Genomic DNA, 18,364 nt, shown 5'->3' with positions numbered 1-18,364 from the left:
GCTCCGGTATCTATTTTTGAACGAGCAAAAACAGATTAATTATGAGGAGGTATTAAGCAGTTCGATCGTTGACGATCATGTTGATCAAATAATGCCCATATAAAATGCTAAGAAAAATCAAATCTGACGCTCAGTTATTTCTCAGTTCAGTATGGAGAATTGCAACATCGCAAAAACACTGATCCAAGCTGCGGCGCTAGTTCAATACTATGCCAAAATTTCTCAGGTGCAAAGCCTGATTTGTTGTTGCGTTAATACGTGATCAAATGTTCTGGTTCTTCCCAAAAGAACGATAATGGGCGAGAAAATTTCTGAGTGGTATTAAGATCTAGCGTAAATCTTTATTATTTTTGTACGAATACAGCTTTTTTTACTGTGAATGAAAATTAAATCGCTAACTAGTTGATAGCTCGTAAAAAAAAATTGTTCAAATTGAGGAGTGTCCCTGTTCAACAACCTTCATTCGGTAGCTTATTTTGATTTTTAAGGCACCTCGCTTTTAAGTTGAATTTACATTTGTTTTCAATCATTACGAAACACAACTCCTGCCGAACATCAGGGATCAAACTTTCCGTGGCGACAATAAGCTCGTCACGGTGAACTCGGATCAGTGATATTAAATTTTCTTTTTGCTTAATTCCTGTTCTTGCAAAGTGCGCCACATCACTTTTCCGGTTGCCGATTTCGGCAAGGCGTCGACAAATTCAACGACGCGTGGAACTTTATACGCGGCCATTTTTCTATGTGCCCAAAACATGATGTCTTCGTCTGTTAGCGTGGCATTTGCTTTCTTGACGATGACTGCCTTGACCGTCTCTCCACGGTATTCGTCATGGGTGCCGATGATGCAACAGTCCTGAATCGCTGGGTGCTGATACATCATGGATTCCACTTCAGCGGGCCAGACTTTGAAACCACTGGCGTTGATCATGCGTTTGAGCCTGTCGGTGAAGAAAAAGAAACCGTCTTCATCGATGTAACCCAAGTCACCGGATCGGAAAAAGCGCTTGCCGTCGAGTTCTGCGAATGCGTCTTCGGTTTTTTTGGGATCATTCCAATACCCTTTAAACACCTGTGGACCATGTATCCAGATTTCCCCTTGTTCTCCTTGTGCGACTTCTTTACCCGTCGCAGGATCAACAACGCGTGCATCGACGTTAAAAACAGGAATTCCCAGACATTGTTGCTTCATGCGCTGCGGAGGATTGACGTGCGACGGTGCCATGGTTTCGGACAAACCGTAGCCTTCCATATAAACCTGACCCGTCAAATCGAGAAGTTTTTGTGCAATAGCGGCAGGCATTGCTGCACCGCCACCAGAGACTCGAGTCAGTTTGGAAATGTTGTATTGTTCCAATCTTGGATTAGACAAAAAATCAATCATCATCGATGGCACCAGAGTCCAGTTGGTGACTGCATAACGGGTGATCAACTGACCGGCAACGTCGCGATCCCAGCGTGGCAATATCACCAATGTGCCGCCACAATAAATTGTTACATTCATCACTGACTGCATGCCTGTCACATGAAAGAATGGTAAAACTGCCAGGGCAACCTGATTCGGAACGGCGGCACCGGTCCAGACCGGGCTGGCAGCGATATTGAACATGACGCTGCTATGCGTATGGATACAACCTTTGGGATGGCCTGTCGTGCCAGAGGTGTATGGCATACACGCCAGATCGTCGGGTCCAGCGCCATGCTCCGCGGGTGCTAAATGTGCTGCTAAGGCATTTTTCCAGGCAACAACCCCTGCGTGCTGAGGAACATCTGCTGGCGCTCTGACAAATTCAGGAACTGTGAGGCTGGTCTCACTGATCAGATAATCAGAATAAGTACTGACAATGATGTGTTGCAGATGTGACGGTTTGAGTAAGCCTATCAATCTCGGCAATACTTCTTGTGCCACGATCGCTGCTTTTGCCCCACTGTCATCCACATAATGGGCCAACTCGTCCTTCATCAACATCGGATTGACAGGAACTACCATCGCATCTGCTCTCAGAATGGCATAAAAGCTGATGACGAATTGCACGCTATTTTGCATATTGAGTAGAACGCGATCGCCTTTTTTTACACCGCAAACCTGTTGCAGGTAGCCTGCCAAAGCTAGCACTTCGTCATTTAATTGCCGGTACGTGAGAATGGAGTCATAAAAAATAAGCGCAGGCTTATCTGGATAACGCAATGTCGATATGTGTAAGTTCTGATACACACTGGTCGCCGGGGCGATCAATTGATACGGCAAACCAGGTGGCCAATGCGCGTAATGCTTGGTATTCATAAAGCGTCTCCAGAGCAGGAAAACTGAAATTCCAGATTGCCACAATTGCGATCTATTTGCACTAGTCTTTGTAAAAATGAATATATAAAAATCTTGAATTTTATGATTTTGGCAACGTACGAAGGCGGTAGATGAGGCTACAATGAAATCAATTCACCTCTTTCTCACCATTGTTCATCCCGGAGCCATAGTGTATTCCAACATCAGATTTGTTCGTCGCGCACTGATCGTCAGCTTAGCATTTGTCTTATCAGCATGCGGAGGTGGTGGTGCCACTAGCGGTGGTAGCAGTAGCGGATCCATTACAAGCAATGGCGTAGTCTCTGTCTCTGTCCCGGCACCGATGACAGTTTCGACAGGGGATCCACTAAGCTTTGTTGGACATGCAAGTAGCAGTGCTGGAGGTATCTCCAATATGTACTGGCAGGTCAATACGCTGACTCTTGGTGCAAATCCCGTCACGGCAGTAGGTAACAGCAACTGTGCGACAACGCAGGCGGATACTAGTGGCAATGGTGTCAATTGCACCTTAACTTTGTCTCCACCTACCTTACTCACCGCTGATAATACCTACCAAATTACTTTTTTTGCGACGGATGCAAAAGGCAATACTAACAGCTCTTCAACGACGCTTAAAGTTTTGCAATCGGCATCGAGTACCGGTAACCCAGTAGTCACTGCAGGAGCAAATGCCATCGTTACGTCGGGTGATACAGTGCCTTTAACTTGCTCTGCTGTAGCGGGATCGACGGCGCCGAGCGGTGTGACTTTCGCTTATCAGTGGGTGATCAATGATGGCGCTGGTTTGACCTTTAATCTGATCAATTCAACGACAGCGACTGGTAGTTTTGTAGCACCGGTCGTGACGCAAGCGACGACCGTCAAATTGCAATGTCGCGTGACAGACAGTAACCAAAAAACCGGCACAGCGATTCAGACTGTGACGATTAATCCTATCGTGTTACCTACAGCAGTGCCAATTTCAACGAGTGGTGGCAATGTATTACCAGGTGCAACCCAGCAACTGGATGGCACTGCAAGCAAGCTCTATGATGCGAACGGGAAAGTAACTACCGGCTCCATTTATTATTTGTGGAAATACACATCGGCGAATCCCACGACGTCGTCGCCGATTACCGTGATCAATCCAAATAATGCCGTTGCCAGCATTGTTTTTCCTACTGTGGTCACAACCCCGACGACCTACACGTTTACTTTGTATGCATCGAGTTCAGCGATAGATCCGACTAACCTGAGTGCACTGAAACAATACCCTGTTGTGTTTTATGTCAGCGCTTTGCCGCCTATTGTGTTGACGATTACCAATCCGATTCAGCAGGTGAACAGTGGTTCTATCGTGACTCTGGCGGCGAATACATCTGGTACATCGACGAGCGGTGGTACTTTGCCGCCGATTTACTATAGCTGGATTCAGATCGGTGGACCGTCAAATGTCGGGTTGATTAATCTCTCCTCGGCTTCAACAGGGTTTATTGCGCCGTCATTCCCTTCTGGAACAATCCCGCAGAATTTTACATTTACGGTGTGCGCTTCCTATCAGACGCCAGTTGTGTGCCCTGGTCCGGGTAGCTATACATCGAACGCACTTGTATCTGTCAGCCCGTAAAAAAGCTTGAATCAAGTATTCAAAACCTGTGTTTTATTTAGCGCGGCAAACGTCGAATTTTGTCGCGCTGATGTTGACGTGAGAGCGTCAGTGTTGCTACAAAGATTTCCCGCATAAAGTAAATAAAACTACCAATCAGCGATAAAATCCCACCGACGAATAAGGCTGCAATCAATTTGTCGAGTGTAAGCCCAGTAGCGTCACCCAGAAATAAAGCCGCAATCACCAGACAAATGAGCAAGCCGGTTGTCGTACTGAGGGTGATTGCACGGTTGATCAGATGCGAACGTTGATAAAGTTCATCCAGCTCCTCTTCTAATTCTGCCTCCAGTTCGATTCGCTTGCCTTCCTCTGTACGCAATAATTGTTCGACCGCTCTTGCCCTATCAATGATACGGGCCAGACGGCTGGTTAAAACGGATAATTTGGTTCCTACACCAGTCAATAAAAATACTGGTGCAATTGCAAGTTGGATAGTGTGACCAACGTCGCCAAGTTGCAGACTGATCATAGTAATTTCCTTTCTTATTTTTAGAGGCGAGGCAGCGCTGTCAATGATACGACAGCACCGTTGATGGTAAACCATTCGGGTATCCGATTGTCATCGGGTGAGTGAGCTTGCAACATGCCTCATTATCAGCCGGAAGCCGAATCTTAGCTATGGTACTCAATACCACAAACTAACGCAAAATCGCATTATTATTTTCACGCATGCGGCCAAAAGCTTCCGCGCAGAAAGCGCGGTAAGTTAGTCCTTAGGGGGAATCTGGCGTGTGTGTAGCGGCGTTGCTCCGCTATGATGGTGTCTTAGCCTTGTGTATCGGTCGCCATCATCTGCTCATCGATTCCTGATGGATGTCAGACTTTGGATGAGGTAGCTTGAATCGGGAGTATCAAGCTCACTTCCAGACCGCTCTCGGGCAAATTCGCGAGTTGTAATTTTCCACCATGCTGTTGAGCGATATTTTGCGCAATGGTTAGCCCCAGGCCTGTGCCGCCTGATTCGCGTGAGCGTGAAGTCTCCATGCGAAAAAATGGTTCAAACACCTTTTTCTGAAATTCAACTGGAATTCCCGGACCACCATCACAGATCGATACCTTTAAGACATCCTCAGAATCATCTTTTGCCATAGACATGCTGACTTTTGCATATTGCCCATACTTCACAGCATTGTCGATTAAATTGGTAAGACAGCGTCTTAAAGCCTGAGGTCGCGCCAAAACGGTGATTCCCGGAATACCCGTAAAGGTGACATTTTGTCCGGCTTCAATGGCATCGCTACAAACACTGTCTAGCAGCGAATCAATATCTAAAGGTCGCAGCGCTTCGCTACTATCCATACTACGAGCCAAATCCAAGCCTTCCCTGATCATCATTTGCATGGCTGACAAATCGCCAATTAATTTATCGCGCAGTTCGGAGTCGTTGACTTTTTCTAACCTTAAGCGCAAACGTGTCAACGGTGTTTGCAAGTCATGCGTAATTGCAGCCAACATGTGAGTGCGTTGAGAAATATGGTGGCGAATGCGGCCTTGCATTGCGTTGAAAGCACATGTGGCCTGCACAATTTCGCTGGTACCAGTTTCTGGCAATGCCGGGCTATTGATGTCCTGACCAAGGGCTGTTGCGGCTTCTGCCATTTGTTGCAAGGGACGCATTGCCATTTTGGCGATCGCATATGCCAACACCGCAATACTGACAAGAAACAGGGCTATATACTGGATAAAATCACTGTTTAGAGGTGGTTGAACTAATCTTGGCGGTGTCACTACCAGCCGTAAAGCGGTGCCATCATGCAGCACAATGCCCAATGTCTCACAAGGCAGACGAATAACATTGTTGTCTTTTGATTGGCGCGGACACTTATTGGGATCAGTAGGTATGGAGGTAACGTGAAAACTCTTACCTAATTTTTCACTCACCGCCTTAGCATAGTCGGATTCAGGATAAATATTATTGGTTTCCGCTGCCGTTGACGCAACCTGCAAACCCATAGGCGGTGCGGTTGCCAGAAAACTTTCCCGGCTGGCAGTAGGCAATACATCTAAAGCACGCGCCATTTGTTCGGTACGTTCAATATAGTGCGTGACCCGATAGTCCATGAGCGTTTTTTCACGCTCACCAAATGCCAGCCAGCCAGTCAATGCGGTCGATGAAAGCATACCTATCATCAATACGGCGAATACCCGCCCCCACATTGACGACAAGATCTTCATGTATTCTTTTCGGTAACTACGCTGACCGCTAATACGTAGCCACCGTTGCGAACGGTTTTAATGATTTGTGGGGTGCGCGCATCTTCACGCAGTTTTTGTCGTAACCGGCTAATTTGAATATCAATCGAACGATCAAACGGATCGGCATCACGTCCATGTGTCATGTTCAATAACTGGTCACGATTCAGGATGCGGTTCGGGTGTTCAAGGAAAATATTGAGCATCCGGAATTCTGCGCCTGACAGAGAAACCACCATATCGTCGGGGCTGATCAGATGACGTGCTGTCATATCCAGCGTCCAGCCAGCAAATTTAATTTTTTGCAAACTCTCATTGCCAGAATTTGAATGCGTATGTTGAGTGCGGCGTAGTACGCTGCGAATACGTGCCAATAATTCGCGTGGTTCAAAAGGTTTTGGCAAATAATCATCGGCTCCCATTTCCAGACCGATAATTCTATCCAAGGGTTCGCCGCGTGCAGTGAGCATGATGACCGGAACATTCGATTTGCCGCGTAAGTTGCGACACAAAGTGAGTCCATCATCACCGGGAAGATTTAAATCCAGTACGACTAGCTCAAATTGATGTTCTAATAAAGCTGCCCACATGCCAGGCCCATCAGCAGCCATCACTGTGGAATAGCCATTATGGTCAAGATATTCCGCCAGTAAAGTGCGGATTTCGCGATCATCGTCGACGATAAGAATTTTGTTTGATGTATCCATATGTCCCATTATGTGCTCGGTTCCCAGGAAAAAAATAGTGATTTTGTATCAGCTTGTTATGATAAACCCAAGTGTAGAAACTTAGAAACATCAAAAGCGCTATTTAATTCCGATATGTTACTCAGGGATACAAACCAGCGCATAATTGATATTGTGAGGATACAAGAAAGGAACACTATACCTCCAAATTGAGGTGGCTTTAAAAATGGCCAACTCAATTCATGTTGCTCAATCGCAGGTCAATTTTTTTACCAATGAATTTCTGCAAAGTTTGGGCTTTTTTAGTATCGGAAAAAGAGAAATGATGAAAAATATTCCGCAAACTTTGTTAATGGGTCTGATTTTTTCTGCATCTACTGCAACCTCAATGGCATACGCGCAAATGTCTGCATCTGCTTCAATGGGACCTTCAAACCCAGATATGATGAGGCCACATTCGGCTGAAAATGCCGAAAAAATGAAGGAGCATATGGCAAAGCATCAGGCCGAAATGCATGATAAATTAAAAATCACCAGCGCTCAGGAACCAGCCTGGGCGAGCTTCACGCAAGCGATGATACCGACCAATATGCCTGAACGCCCACAAGAGAAGGATATTGAAAAACTCAGTACGCCAGATCGTATGACACTCGCGCTTGAGCGCATGAAGCAGCACGAGGCCTTGATGCAAACGCGTTTGAAAGCCGTAAAAAGCTTATACGCGATATTAACGCCGGAACAGCAAAAAACCTTCGATGAAAGCCATAGCCGGATGAGAAAAGATATGCAAGAGCGTATGGCAAAACAAATGGAAAGAGATGGTAAATAGGGTGTAATCCTTTTATAAAAAATGGGCTATGGCAGGTGCCGCAGCCCATTTTTTTTTGCGAATTATTTACTCGCCATGCCGAACTCTTTAATCCATTCCAGTAATAAATCTTCTGGCATTGGTCGCCCCATTAAAAAACCTTGTCCTTCATGACAACCCATCGCACTCAAAACGTCCCAATGGGTTTGTGTTTCTATACCTTCGGCAATCACCGTTAATCCTAGTTTTTTGCCTAATTGCGTGATGAGTTCAGCAATCCTTGGACCTTCGGGGGTATCAATTTGCTGTACAAATGCACGATCAATTTTGAGCCTGTCCACAGGTAATTTATCGAGATAACTTAAGGATGAAAAACCGGTACCAAAATCATCGATTGCGATATGAATACCCATGTTTTTCAGTTCGTGCAAACGTGCTTCAAACATGCTGGCACTGGCCATTGTGACGGATTCAGTAATTTCTAATTCCAAATGATTTGGCGGTAAGCCGCTATCCTTCAATGCCTTACGCACGTTGTCGACAAAATCATCCTGGCGGAATTGCACTACTGAGACATTGACGGCTATACGCTCAGGTGCTATTCCTGCTTTTTGCAGTCTTACCATTAAAAAACAGGCAGTACGTAACACCCAGGCACCAAGGCTGACAATCAGACCAGAATACTCCGCCAGTGGAATAAATTCGGTCGGCGGAATCAATTGTCCATCATCTGTACGCCAACGTATCAATGCTTCCAGACCGATAAAACGCTTGGTACTTAATTCAATTTGTGGCTGGTACATTAAAAAGAGGCGCTCGGCATCAAAGGCTTCGTGCAGATGTTGCATCAGGGTTGCACGTTCACGGATCTCCAGTCCCATTTTCCGGGTAAATAAGGTGTAGCTGCCACGCTGGTAGGTTTTGCAGCGTTTTAAGGCGATGCTGGCATCTTTTAACGCTTCAGCTCCATCACTCTCATAACCGGATAATTCGACCATGCCAATAGAGGTGGAGACTGCATGTGCGGTGTCATCAAAAACAAAAGGTGAAATAAACAGTGCTTTTAATAACTCTGGACGCAATTGTGACTCATGGCCAAGCAGACCAAACACATCACCTGAAATGCGCGCCAAAAAAATATTTTGGCCAAGATCTGAGCGCAAACGATCTGCAACAGCCTTGAGTAATAAGTCTCCGTAGTGATGGCCTAGTACATCGTTAATTTCTGCGAAGTCATCAATGTCTATCAACGCCAGCACCTGATGCGCAGTTTTATTTTTGATAATGTCATTGATCTCATCAATAAACTTCAGACGATTTGGAAGTTTGAGTAATTGATCGCGATACGCATGATTTTTAAGTTGATTGACGAGGCTGAGATTATCGATACAAACACCAAGATTAGAACAAAACACTTCTAATAAATTGTGATTGATCTCAGACAGTGCATAGGGCAAATCAATATATGCTGCCAGCGGGCGATTGCCTCTGCCAGCAAAATACAAGGTCATATTATTTTCGCTGAACAGTGATTCACGGTTGGTCAGAACGTGTTTGAGTGCATCCCTGACCTTCATATTATCGATATCGTCGATAGCACAATTCATGAGATTACTATAGTGACCAGCCGAGGCAATGACATTGAATTGCTGGCCAGTTTCACCTTCGTTTAATTCACCTTGCGCGCACAGCAAACCTTCTGGTGGCACGCCGCAAAGTGCTGCAATTTGCGTGATGACACCCGCAGCAAATGCCTGGATACCATGATCAAACGTGAATGAAGCGCTGGAAAGGATGATTTGGTGCAAACCACGCCGGCTGGCATTAATGGTACAAATTTGCTCGTAGGAGCGAATCGCCGCTGTCAATGACGTCAGCAGCTTTTTGCGCGTCAGTTCATTCTTGGTCTTGTAATCGTTAATATCGAAATCGCGGATGGCATCTTCTTCAGGAGCGTAGCCAGGTTGACCGGTGCGCAAAATAATGCGGGTGTCACGCCATTGCAATTCATCCCGTATGTAGCTGACCAACTCCAGTCCGGCCTGCTCGGTTTCCATGACGACATCAAGCAGGATCACCGCGATATCTGATTCGGTGGCAAAGACCCGACGGGTTTCTTCTTTGGAATAGGTATGGATGAATTCCAGGGGGCGATTCAGGATTTGTGTGTATTGCAGTGCAAAACAAGTTGTTTTGTGTACATCTTCGTCGTCGTCGACAATGGCAATTTTCCAGCTGCGAACTGGTGCGGCAGATCCTGATAATGAGCCTTCATTTGAATCGTCTTCAATGAACAAAGCATCGTCGTCGATAGGCATGCTACCCCCGGGTTGGGAAAATCGATAGGATTACTTCGATAAGTATATCCTATAGACTGCAAACGAAAAGACCGGGGTTAAGTAAATCGGCGTGCTGCATCCAAGCCTAGCCCGGCACCAATACTTCCAAATAAATCACCTTCCACTTTACGTGCATCTGGAACAATTGCGGCGATTTGCTGGCGCAAACCACGCACACCGCTAGAGCCACCAGTAAAAAACACAGTATCAACCTGGTCTGCGCGTATTCCGGCGTCTTGTATCACCTGAGATACAGCGCCAGCAATACTTGCGCTCAGATGTCCAACTGCTGATTGTAAGTCTTTTTGCTCCATGACCAGTGAGCAGCTTGCGGACGCTTGCTTGCTGCGTAAGCGTTCTAATCTCAGATCGATGCTATCGACATCCGACAGCAAAATCTTGGCTTCTTCAGATTTAATTGCCAACCAATGTCCATCACGGTCTTCGACCAGATTGAGCAAGCGTTCAAAGCGCATGCGGTATTCCGGATTCTGAATATCACGATATACATCCAACAACTCGCGTCCTACTTTTTGCGTGTATACCTGATTAATTGTATGCCAAGTGGCAAGATTAAAGTAATAACTCGATGGGATATCCGTCTGATTTGACAATCTTCCACCAAGTCCAAGTAAAGGCATGATTTGCGCCAGGCTCAGATACTTATCAAAGTCTGTACCACCGATATGGATACCGCCATTGCCTAAAATATCGGCACTCCGATCCAGCACGTGTGAACGTTCGGGTGACAAACGTACCAGTGAGAAGTCCGAGGTACCGCCGCCAATATCGGCAATCAACACCAATTCTTCTTTGGCAATACGCGACTCGTAATCGAAGGCAGCAGCAATTGGCTCAAATTGGAAATGGACTTCCTTAAAACCAACGGCAAGCGCAATATCTTCCAAGGTGTTTTGCGCAATACGGTCGGCATTTCGGTTGTCATCAATAAAATGCACCGGGCGACCTAACACGGCGTAGTCAAACGCAAGTCCGGCGGACGTTTCTGCGCGTCGTTTCAATTCACCGATAAATTGCGCCAATAAACCACGGAAAGGTACAGATTTACCAAGTACCTCGGTCTGACCATCCATCAAACTGGTGCCTAGCAAGCTTTTCATTGAGCGCATCAGGCGCCCTTCATAACCTGCCAGATAATTCGTCAGCGCAGCGCGACCATAGCTTACTTCATCATCTTCGGCATTAAAAAACACCACCGATGGCAAGGTGACTTTATCTTGCTCCAGTGTTAACAGTGCTGGCTGATTGGCTTGATGCCAACCCACTGTTGAATTTGAGGTACCAAAATCTACTCCGCAAGCTTGAGACATGAAACTTTCCTGATAAAAAACGAAAACGCCGTCAACCTGATGCTGGCGGCGTTGAAATTCTGCAAATTATTTTTAAGACGCTGGTGCCTCGTCGACACGAACCACCAGCAATTGATCGATACGATAATGGTCAATATCGACGACTTCAAATTTGTACGCACCCACCATGACGTAGTCAGTACGTTTCGGTATTTTTTTGAGCATCGTCATCATGAAGCCTGCAATAGTCTCATAGCTGCCCTGCTCGGGCAAGGAATCAATATCAAGCGCCCGGCAGACATCTTCAATTGTTGTCGCTCCATCAATGAGCCATGAATTACTATCGCGCTGTACGATCTGATCTTCAAGGAAAGGATGCACCAGATTGCCCATCAAGGTACTTAATACATCATTCAAGGTGATCACACCGACCACCAGTGCATATTCATTCAAAATTACTGCAAAATCTTCACGCGTACCTTTAAATTGCTCCAGCATCTCAGATAAAGTTAAAGAATCCGGTACTGCTAAGGCGGTACGTATTGACAATTCCTGGACTTTTGAGAACGCTTGATTGGTTAATACCCTCTTTAAAATATCCTTAGACTCAACATAGCCAACGACGTTGTCAATATGTCCATCACAGACCAAAAATTTGGTATGTGGATGCTCGGCAATTTTTTGCCTGATGACGACATCGCTGTCCTGCAAGCTGAAATAGACGATGCTGTCACGTTGCGACATAGCACTCGGAACCGTCCGGCTTTCCAGTTCAAACACATTGCCTATCATGTGATGTTCACGTGCTTGCAGGACACCGGCTTCGGCACCGGCATCGACCATTGCATAAATTTCGTCAGATGTAATCTGCTCGTTTCTTTCTGTTGGCAAACTTAATAGCCCGAAAATCAGATTCGACAGCCCGTTAAACACCCACACTAAAGGCTTAAACACACGAACGCATAACAACATCGGCGTGACAACAAAAATTGCCACTGCTTCGGGTGCGATCATCGCCATTTTCTTGGGCATCAAATCAGCAAAGAGAATAAAAATTGAGGTGACGAATAAAAATGAAGTCAGGAAACTCAGCGTATCAACCCACGCGAAGTCTCCCAGAAAGGTGTGAAATGCCTTGGCAAAATAGGGCGTTAAAGCTTGCTCACCCAAGATACCGCCGAGTATCGCTACACCATTCAGTCCAATTTGGACTACCGTAAAAAAGTGTCCGGGCTCTTGTTGTAACTCCAATACTTTGGCAGCGCGTAATTCGCCTTCGGACTCCAACACTTGCAATTTCACCTTACGTGCCGCTGCCAAAGAAATTTCTGACATTGAAAAAAACGCACTGATGGCGACTAACAATGCAATCACCAAAAAGTGATCAAATAAGGGCATAAGTGCTCCTGAATACTTATAAGCTGGTTTACCCTGTGCAATATGCGTCAAGGGTAGAGTAATGACTTTTTGGCAAACAATAATTTTGCGTAAGTTCTATGATTTGAATCATATACTATTGCGATTGCATGGAAATGACAGCAAACCGCCGTAGTGTTGTTTCATTGCTGCATGCTATGCGTTTATGTACTAAACGCTGACCTCAACTGAAAGCCCGCACGGATGACTACGCCAGACCAACCTCACTCCCCCTCTAGCTTAGCCGCATCAGAAGCTCCGATAGTCCCGACGAACGTTCGTTTTGTTCTGATCACTGTATTTCTGGATATTTTAGGAATCGGTTTGATTATTCCGGTACTGCCACGTCTGGTTGGTGCTTTTACCCAACAAGCCGATGCGCAAGCGCATTGGTATGGAGCGATCGTCGCCATTTACGGTGTGATGCAATTTTTCTTTGCGCCGGTTATTGGCGCCTTGAGTGACCGTTTTGGCCGCCGCCCCGTCTTACTGACTTGTGTGTTTGGTCTAGGGCTCAATTTTTTAATGTTGACACAAGCAACCAGCATTTATTGGCTACTAATCATACGTGCTTTAGGCGGCGTAACGGCGGGAAATCTGTCCGTTGCTAATGCGTATATTGCCGATGTATCAAGTCCTGAAAATCGCAGTAAAGCTTTAGGTAAAATTGGGGCGATGTTTGGCTTAGGATTTATTTGTGGTCCTGTTACTGGTGGTCTGTTGGGTGAGGCGAATATACATTATCCGTTTTACCTGGCCGCTGCTGTGTCCTTATCTAACGTGGTTTATGGTTATTTTTCTTTACCAGAATCCTTGCCGCTAGAAAATCGTAAAACCTTCTCGATCGGATCAGCGAATCCGTTCGCAGGGCTGAGTGGTCTTGCCCATTTACGCGGCGTAGGTTCTTTGGTCTGGGTCTACGGTTTAACCATGTTTGCCCAATTCACATTACAAACCACTTGGGTTTTATCGACTGAATTGCGCTTTGGCTGGACGCCTATGCAGAATGGTCTTTCCTTATTTATGGTGGGTATTTCCAGCGTCGTGATGCAGGGCGTGTTCCTTGGTCGCTATATCAAATTGGTGGGTGATGCGAATGCAATCCTGTTTGGTCTGATTTCTTCTTGCGCCGCATTGACCTTGTACGGCTTGGCCACGCAAGGCTGGATGATGTACGTGCTGATTTTGTGTAATGTGTTGGCCTTTGCTGCAGGACCGGCTTTGCAGGCGTTTTTCTCACGAGCTGTCGATGCGCGTTCTCAAGGTGTTGCGATGGGTTCACTTAGTGCGCTGGCAAGTATCATGAGTGTTGCTGCGACCTTAGCTGGTACCAGTTTGCTGGCGCAGGTCAGTCATGCGCCGCGTGGTAGCCTTCTTCTCGGAGCACCGTTTTTTATGGCTGCGTCAGTTCAATTCATGGCTTTAATTTTGGCTTTTCTACATATGCGAAAAACGAAGCAGTCCACATTGAAAGACTGAATGAAAATTTAATGAATAAAAAAATAGCGAACCCGAAGTTCGCTATTTTTTTTCAACTCATAATCAGAAAATTACGTCAGAGAATTACATATGCTTGGACGTTGAAATCATCGCTTCGTGTTCGTCCTGATGTTCAAGTTCAGCGACTGGTTGATTGTTTAAGACCTGATTGAGGCGCTGCATATCAACATCGTTACCCCATTTACCAACCACGATCGTTGCCACACCATTGCCGACCAGATTTGTCAACGCACGGGCTTCTGACATAAAGCGATCAATCCCAAGGATCAATGCCAGGCCCGCAACTGGTACATCACTGGCAGCTGACAAGGTCGCCGCCAATACGATAAAGCCGCTTCCCGTGATGCCAGCAGCGCCTTTGGACGTCAGCAACAGGACCGCGAGTAAAGTGAGTTGTTGCAACAAGCTCATCGGCGTATCTGTCGCTTGTGCAATAAATACCGCAGCCATCGTCAGATAAATCGAAGTGCCATCGAGGTTAAATGAGTAGCCCGTTGGGATCACCAGACCCACCACTGACTTTTTAACACCGAGTTTTTCCAACTTGCCAATGATCCCCGGCAATGCGGATTCGGAAGAAGACGTACCAAGCACAATTAGCAGTTCTTCTTTGATGTATTTGACAAATTTCCAGATGCTAAAACCATGGAAGCGTGCAATTGCACCAAGAATGACGAAAACAAAAATCAGACAAGTGCCATAAAAGGTTCCCATCAGGTAAATCAATTTCACGATGGAGCCGACACCAAACTTACCAATCGTAAATGCCATCGCACCAAAAGCACCAATCGGCGCGACTTTCATGATGTAGCCGACAATCGCAAATAAGACTTGAGAGATTTTTTCGATGAAATCAAACACCAGCGTGCCGCGACCACCAAAACGGTGCAAGGCGAAGCCGAAGAAAACCGCGATCAATAATACCTGCAAGATCTCGCCTTTCGCAAAGGCGTCGACGATAGTTGAAGGAATGATCGCCATCAGGAATTCCACCGTGGTTTGCATCTTACCTGGCCCTGTATAAGCGGTAATGCCTTTGGTATCGAGGGAATGCACATCAATATGCATACCTACGCCAGGTTGCAGAATGTTGACCATGAATAAGCCCACAACCAGCGCTAAGGTACTGACAATTTCAAAATACAGTAAGGCCATACCGCCGGTTTTTCCGACTTTTTTCATGTCCTCCATACCCGCAATACCGATGACTACCGTACAAAAAATAATTGGTGCAATCATCATTTTGATTAGTTTGATGAAGCCATCACCGAGCGGTTTCATGGCGGCGCCAGATTCGGGGTAGAAGTGGCCAAGTGCGACGCCCAAAATGATGGCGACGATCACCTGAAAGTACAGGGATTTGTAGATTGGTTGCGGCTGCATATTGTCTCCGTTATGTAGGAAGGTGTCGCCTTAGCTGATTCTGGCAACCCTGACGCGGAATATTGTTCCGTCGGTGAATTCATTATCAAAAATTAAGCCCTGTACGGCTATTGTGGCTTTCCACACCACGGTTGTTTCAAAACTGATTTGATTAAGATTGATTCTTCATAAGCTCATAACGCAAACTCTTCAAAGCCTGTTACAAATATATTTAAAACAACAATATTTCAAAATCAACATTGATAATGACTGGGTAAATAGGTTGGGCACAGTTTTATTTCATTAAAAATTAGTTTAAAAAATCAATTTCTTTAAAAATATTTTGTTAAAAAGTGTTAAAGCCGAAGTTTCTCTGTTTATAAATAAATATAAGAAAAGTGTTGTGTCAGGTACTACAACTTGCAACACGGTTGTAACGAACTATTTAATAATCTAAATAAATAGGGAGAAAATTTTCATATAAATAATTTTATTGAAAATGTTGAATGCATTATTTATTTTTGCTGAAAGCATTGTTCATATTCCACTATTCAAAACGAAAAAATAAATCGATTAAATAAACCGGGAGCGGGAATGGAATTTAGAGAAAAGATTGGAGTAAACGCTGTACGCGTGGCGCTCACAGTAGTGGCAAGTAGTGCAATGATGGTCGCACATGCACAGGAAACGACCACAGCATCAGATGCTAAAGCGCAACGTGTGGTTATCACTGGTTCTAATATTTCACGTATTGATGTGGAGGGACCTACTCCTGTTGAAGTAATTAAACGTGAAGCGATTGAAAAAACCGGTGCAAGCACAGTAGTTGAATTGCTGAGCAAATTGCCATCTATGGCAATCTCCTTGGATGGAACCTCGAAAGATTCATTTGCCAGTGGTGCAGCTTCAGCCCAATTGCGTGGACTGGATGCTAAGTATGTGTTGATTTTATTGAATGGTCGACGTTTGGCGAGTTACGGTTTTGCCGATGGTGCAGAAAACTCCTTCGTTGATTTGAATAGCCTACCTTTGGCGGCAATTGATTCGGTTGAAATTTTACGTGATGGCGCTTCTGCTATCTATGGTTCCGATGCGGTCGCAGGTGTAATTAACTTTAAAACTCGTAAAAATTATCAGGGCGTAGAAGCAACCGCCAATGTCGGCTCCAACCAAAAAGGTGACGGCGGCACTTACAACACAAGTATTACAGCAGGTTTTGGTGACATTGATGTTGATGGACACAACATTTTACTCACTGTGGACGCCTATTTACGTAATCCGTTGTGGAGCGATAAACACGACTTCTATGCTAATCCAGACTACCGTCGTTTTGGCGGCACTGACCAGCGTAAAACCAACTTGTATTTAGGTAGCGTACAAGATTACGACAATGGCGAACCAGGCTATGCAATACCAGGCTGCCGTGGAACTATTGGAATTAGTGATGGCACGAAAGATCAAGTATGTTTCACTAATCCAGCTACGCAACAGTCTCCAAGAATAGAACGTATTGGTGTTTCTTCTATTTTTACGAAAAAACTGAATAGTACTGACGAATTATTCGCAGAAGCTGGTGTTACCAGCAGCAAAACTACAATTCAGCAAGGTTTGCCTGGTTTCTCTAGCAGTTTTATTGGTAACACCAATGGATCAACAAATCCAGGTTTGAACAATTTACCTGGTCCAAGTGCAGATGGTAGCTTGCAAGGCTTTACACCTGGTGATCGCCTCCGCGTCTTCCGCGCTATCTATGAAGCAGGCAACAAAATCGAGACCATCAATAGTGACACGATTCGCCTTGTCGGTGGCTGGCGCGGTACGGTTGGTCAATGGGATAGTGAAGCGGCAATTAGCCTGAATCAAAACCACATTGATGACTTTACGACGAATCAAGTATTAAAAGACGTCTCCTCTGCTTCTTTGCAAGCCGGTTTGTTAGGCAAAACTGGTTATGATCCTTTCATATACCAAAATCCTGCCAGCGTAGTTAACCCTATGTTGACCACTACATTGCGTCGCGCTACTTCGCGACTGGAAACTGCAGAATGGAAAATGTCTAAGGCGGATGTATTTTCTATTGCAAACGGACCAGTCGGTTTCGCTTGGGGAACGCAATTTAGCCATGAGTCGATTGATGATGTACCAGATCCGGTAATGGCAGCGGGAAATATTGCAAACTACGGAGCTACGGCCGCCAAGGCTAGCCGTTCTGTGTTCTCCGCTTATGGCGAATTCAATGTTCCTGTGTTGAAAGATGTAGAAATGCAGGCGGCATTACGCGGTGATCATTACAGTGATTTTGGTAACTCAGTCAATCCTAAGCTCGCATTTGCATGGCGTCCTTCAGATAAGATATTGGTGCGTGGTTCTGCCACGACTTCATTCAAAGCACCTACCTTGCCTGAGATTGGCGCTACTACGACAGCGTATGTAACCGTAGCAGACTGGGCACGTTGCGGACCTCTCGGTTATGTTGGTGCGCAGTGCTCATATGGCCCGAAAGCGTATTTGCAAGGCAATCCAAATCTGAAAGCTGAAAAAGCAAACAACTACTCTTTTGGATTGGTTCTGCAACCAATTAAAGATTTAACCGCGTCGATTGACTGGTTCGGCATTAAGCAAAGAGATACGATTCAATCTTTAGATGCACAGTATTTAGTGGATAATGAAGATAAGATTCCTGGATTTGCGGCTTTAGTTGGGCGTCTTCCACGTAATCCAGGCTTAGAAAAAACACACCCTGGTTTGAATAAGGGGCGTATCGATAGCGTTACTTTACCTTACTTGAACGTTGGTC

The 18,364-nt window shown here is 45.5% G+C and carries 12 protein-coding genes; 4 read left to right on the top strand and 8 right to left on the bottom strand.

What is annotated here, in order from left to right:
• Nucleotides 1–616 precede the first annotated feature (616 nt).
• Nucleotides 617–2,284, bottom strand: coding sequence for a long-chain fatty acid--CoA ligase (locus ACO0KY_RS16090; protein WP_423047731.1), 1,668 nt, complete (start codon nt 2,282–2,284; stop codon nt 617–619).
• Between the two features lie 142 nt (nt 2,285–2,426).
• On the opposite strand from ACO0KY_RS16090, the gene ACO0KY_RS16085 reads away from it, so the two are divergent.
• Complete coding sequence (locus tag ACO0KY_RS16085; RefSeq protein WP_423047729.1) at nt 2,427–3,911, top strand: hypothetical protein; 1,485 nt, start codon at nt 2,427–2,429, stop codon at nt 3,909–3,911.
• Between the two features lie 37 nt (nt 3,912–3,948).
• Here the strand turns inward: ACO0KY_RS16085 and ACO0KY_RS16080 are convergent, their stop codons facing one another.
• The 3 genes from ACO0KY_RS16080 to ACO0KY_RS16070 all read right to left on the bottom strand — a co-directional run bounded on the left by ACO0KY_RS16080 (nt 3,949) and on the right by ACO0KY_RS16070 (nt 6,853).
• On the bottom strand, nt 3,949–4,419 hold the full coding sequence (locus tag ACO0KY_RS16080; RefSeq protein WP_186912100.1) for a DUF2721 domain-containing protein: 471 nt from the start codon (nt 4,417–4,419) through the stop codon (nt 3,949–3,951).
• A gap of 350 nt (nt 4,420–4,769) precedes the next feature.
• Nucleotides 4,770–6,128 carry an ATP-binding protein gene (locus ACO0KY_RS16075; protein WP_423047727.1) on the bottom strand — a complete coding sequence of 453 codons (1,359 nt, stop codon included), beginning with the start codon at nt 6,126–6,128 and terminating at the stop codon, nt 4,770–4,772.
• Nucleotides 6,125–6,853 (bottom strand): response regulator, encoded by a 729-nt coding sequence (locus ACO0KY_RS16070; protein WP_186912101.1) that lies wholly within the window; start codon nt 6,851–6,853, stop codon nt 6,125–6,127. Before ACO0KY_RS16070 ends, ACO0KY_RS16075 begins: the two co-directional genes overlap by 4 nt.
• 304 nt (nt 6,854–7,157) lie before the next feature.
• On the opposite strand from ACO0KY_RS16070, the gene ACO0KY_RS16065 reads away from it, so the two are divergent.
• On the top strand, nt 7,158–7,661 hold the full coding sequence (locus tag ACO0KY_RS16065; protein ID WP_423047725.1) for a Spy/CpxP family protein refolding chaperone: 504 nt from the start codon (nt 7,158–7,160) through the stop codon (nt 7,659–7,661).
• Nucleotides 7,662–7,723: 62 nt separating this feature from the next.
• Here the strand turns inward: ACO0KY_RS16065 and ACO0KY_RS16060 are convergent, their stop codons facing one another.
• The 3 genes from ACO0KY_RS16060 to ACO0KY_RS16050 form a co-directional block, all read right to left on the bottom strand.
• The gene (locus tag ACO0KY_RS16060; RefSeq protein WP_423047723.1) at nt 7,724–9,958 is read right to left on the bottom strand and encodes a bifunctional diguanylate cyclase/phosphodiesterase; all 2,235 of its coding nucleotides are present in this window, start codon (nt 9,956–9,958) and stop codon (nt 7,724–7,726) included.
• A 77-nt stretch (nt 9,959–10,035) separates the two neighbouring features.
• The gene (locus ACO0KY_RS16055) at nt 10,036–11,310 is read right to left on the bottom strand and encodes an Hsp70 family protein (RefSeq protein WP_186912054.1); all 1,275 of its coding nucleotides are present in this window, start codon (nt 11,308–11,310) and stop codon (nt 10,036–10,038) included.
• 72 nt (nt 11,311–11,382) lie between these two features.
• Complete coding sequence (locus tag ACO0KY_RS16050) at nt 11,383–12,687, bottom strand: hemolysin family protein (protein WP_423047721.1); 1,305 nt, start codon at nt 12,685–12,687, stop codon at nt 11,383–11,385.
• Between the two features lie 222 nt (nt 12,688–12,909).
• On the opposite strand from ACO0KY_RS16050, the gene ACO0KY_RS16045 reads away from it, so the two are divergent.
• Nucleotides 12,910–14,184 carry a TCR/Tet family MFS transporter gene (locus tag ACO0KY_RS16045; protein ID WP_423047719.1) on the top strand — a complete coding sequence of 425 codons (1,275 nt, stop codon included), beginning with the start codon at nt 12,910–12,912 and terminating at the stop codon, nt 14,182–14,184.
• Between the two features lie 84 nt (nt 14,185–14,268).
• Here the strand turns inward: ACO0KY_RS16045 and ACO0KY_RS16040 are convergent, their stop codons facing one another.
• Complete coding sequence (locus tag ACO0KY_RS16040) at nt 14,269–15,588, bottom strand: dicarboxylate/amino acid:cation symporter (RefSeq protein WP_186912057.1); 1,320 nt, start codon at nt 15,586–15,588, stop codon at nt 14,269–14,271.
• 573 nt (nt 15,589–16,161) lie between these two features.
• Between ACO0KY_RS16040 and ACO0KY_RS16035 the strand changes: the two genes are divergently transcribed.
• The coding region (locus tag ACO0KY_RS16035; protein ID WP_423047717.1) for a TonB-dependent receptor plug domain-containing protein at nt 16,162–18,364 on the top strand (2,203 nt) is incomplete at its 3' end.

This window comes from Undibacterium sp. Dicai25W (genome assembly GCF_049340505.1).
In the GTDB taxonomy this organism is placed as follows: Bacteria; Pseudomonadota; Gammaproteobacteria; order Burkholderiales; family Burkholderiaceae_D; genus Undibacterium; species Undibacterium jejuense.
The sequence above is the reverse complement of the archived record's forward strand: the minus strand, read 5'-3'. Positions and strand labels throughout refer to the sequence as shown.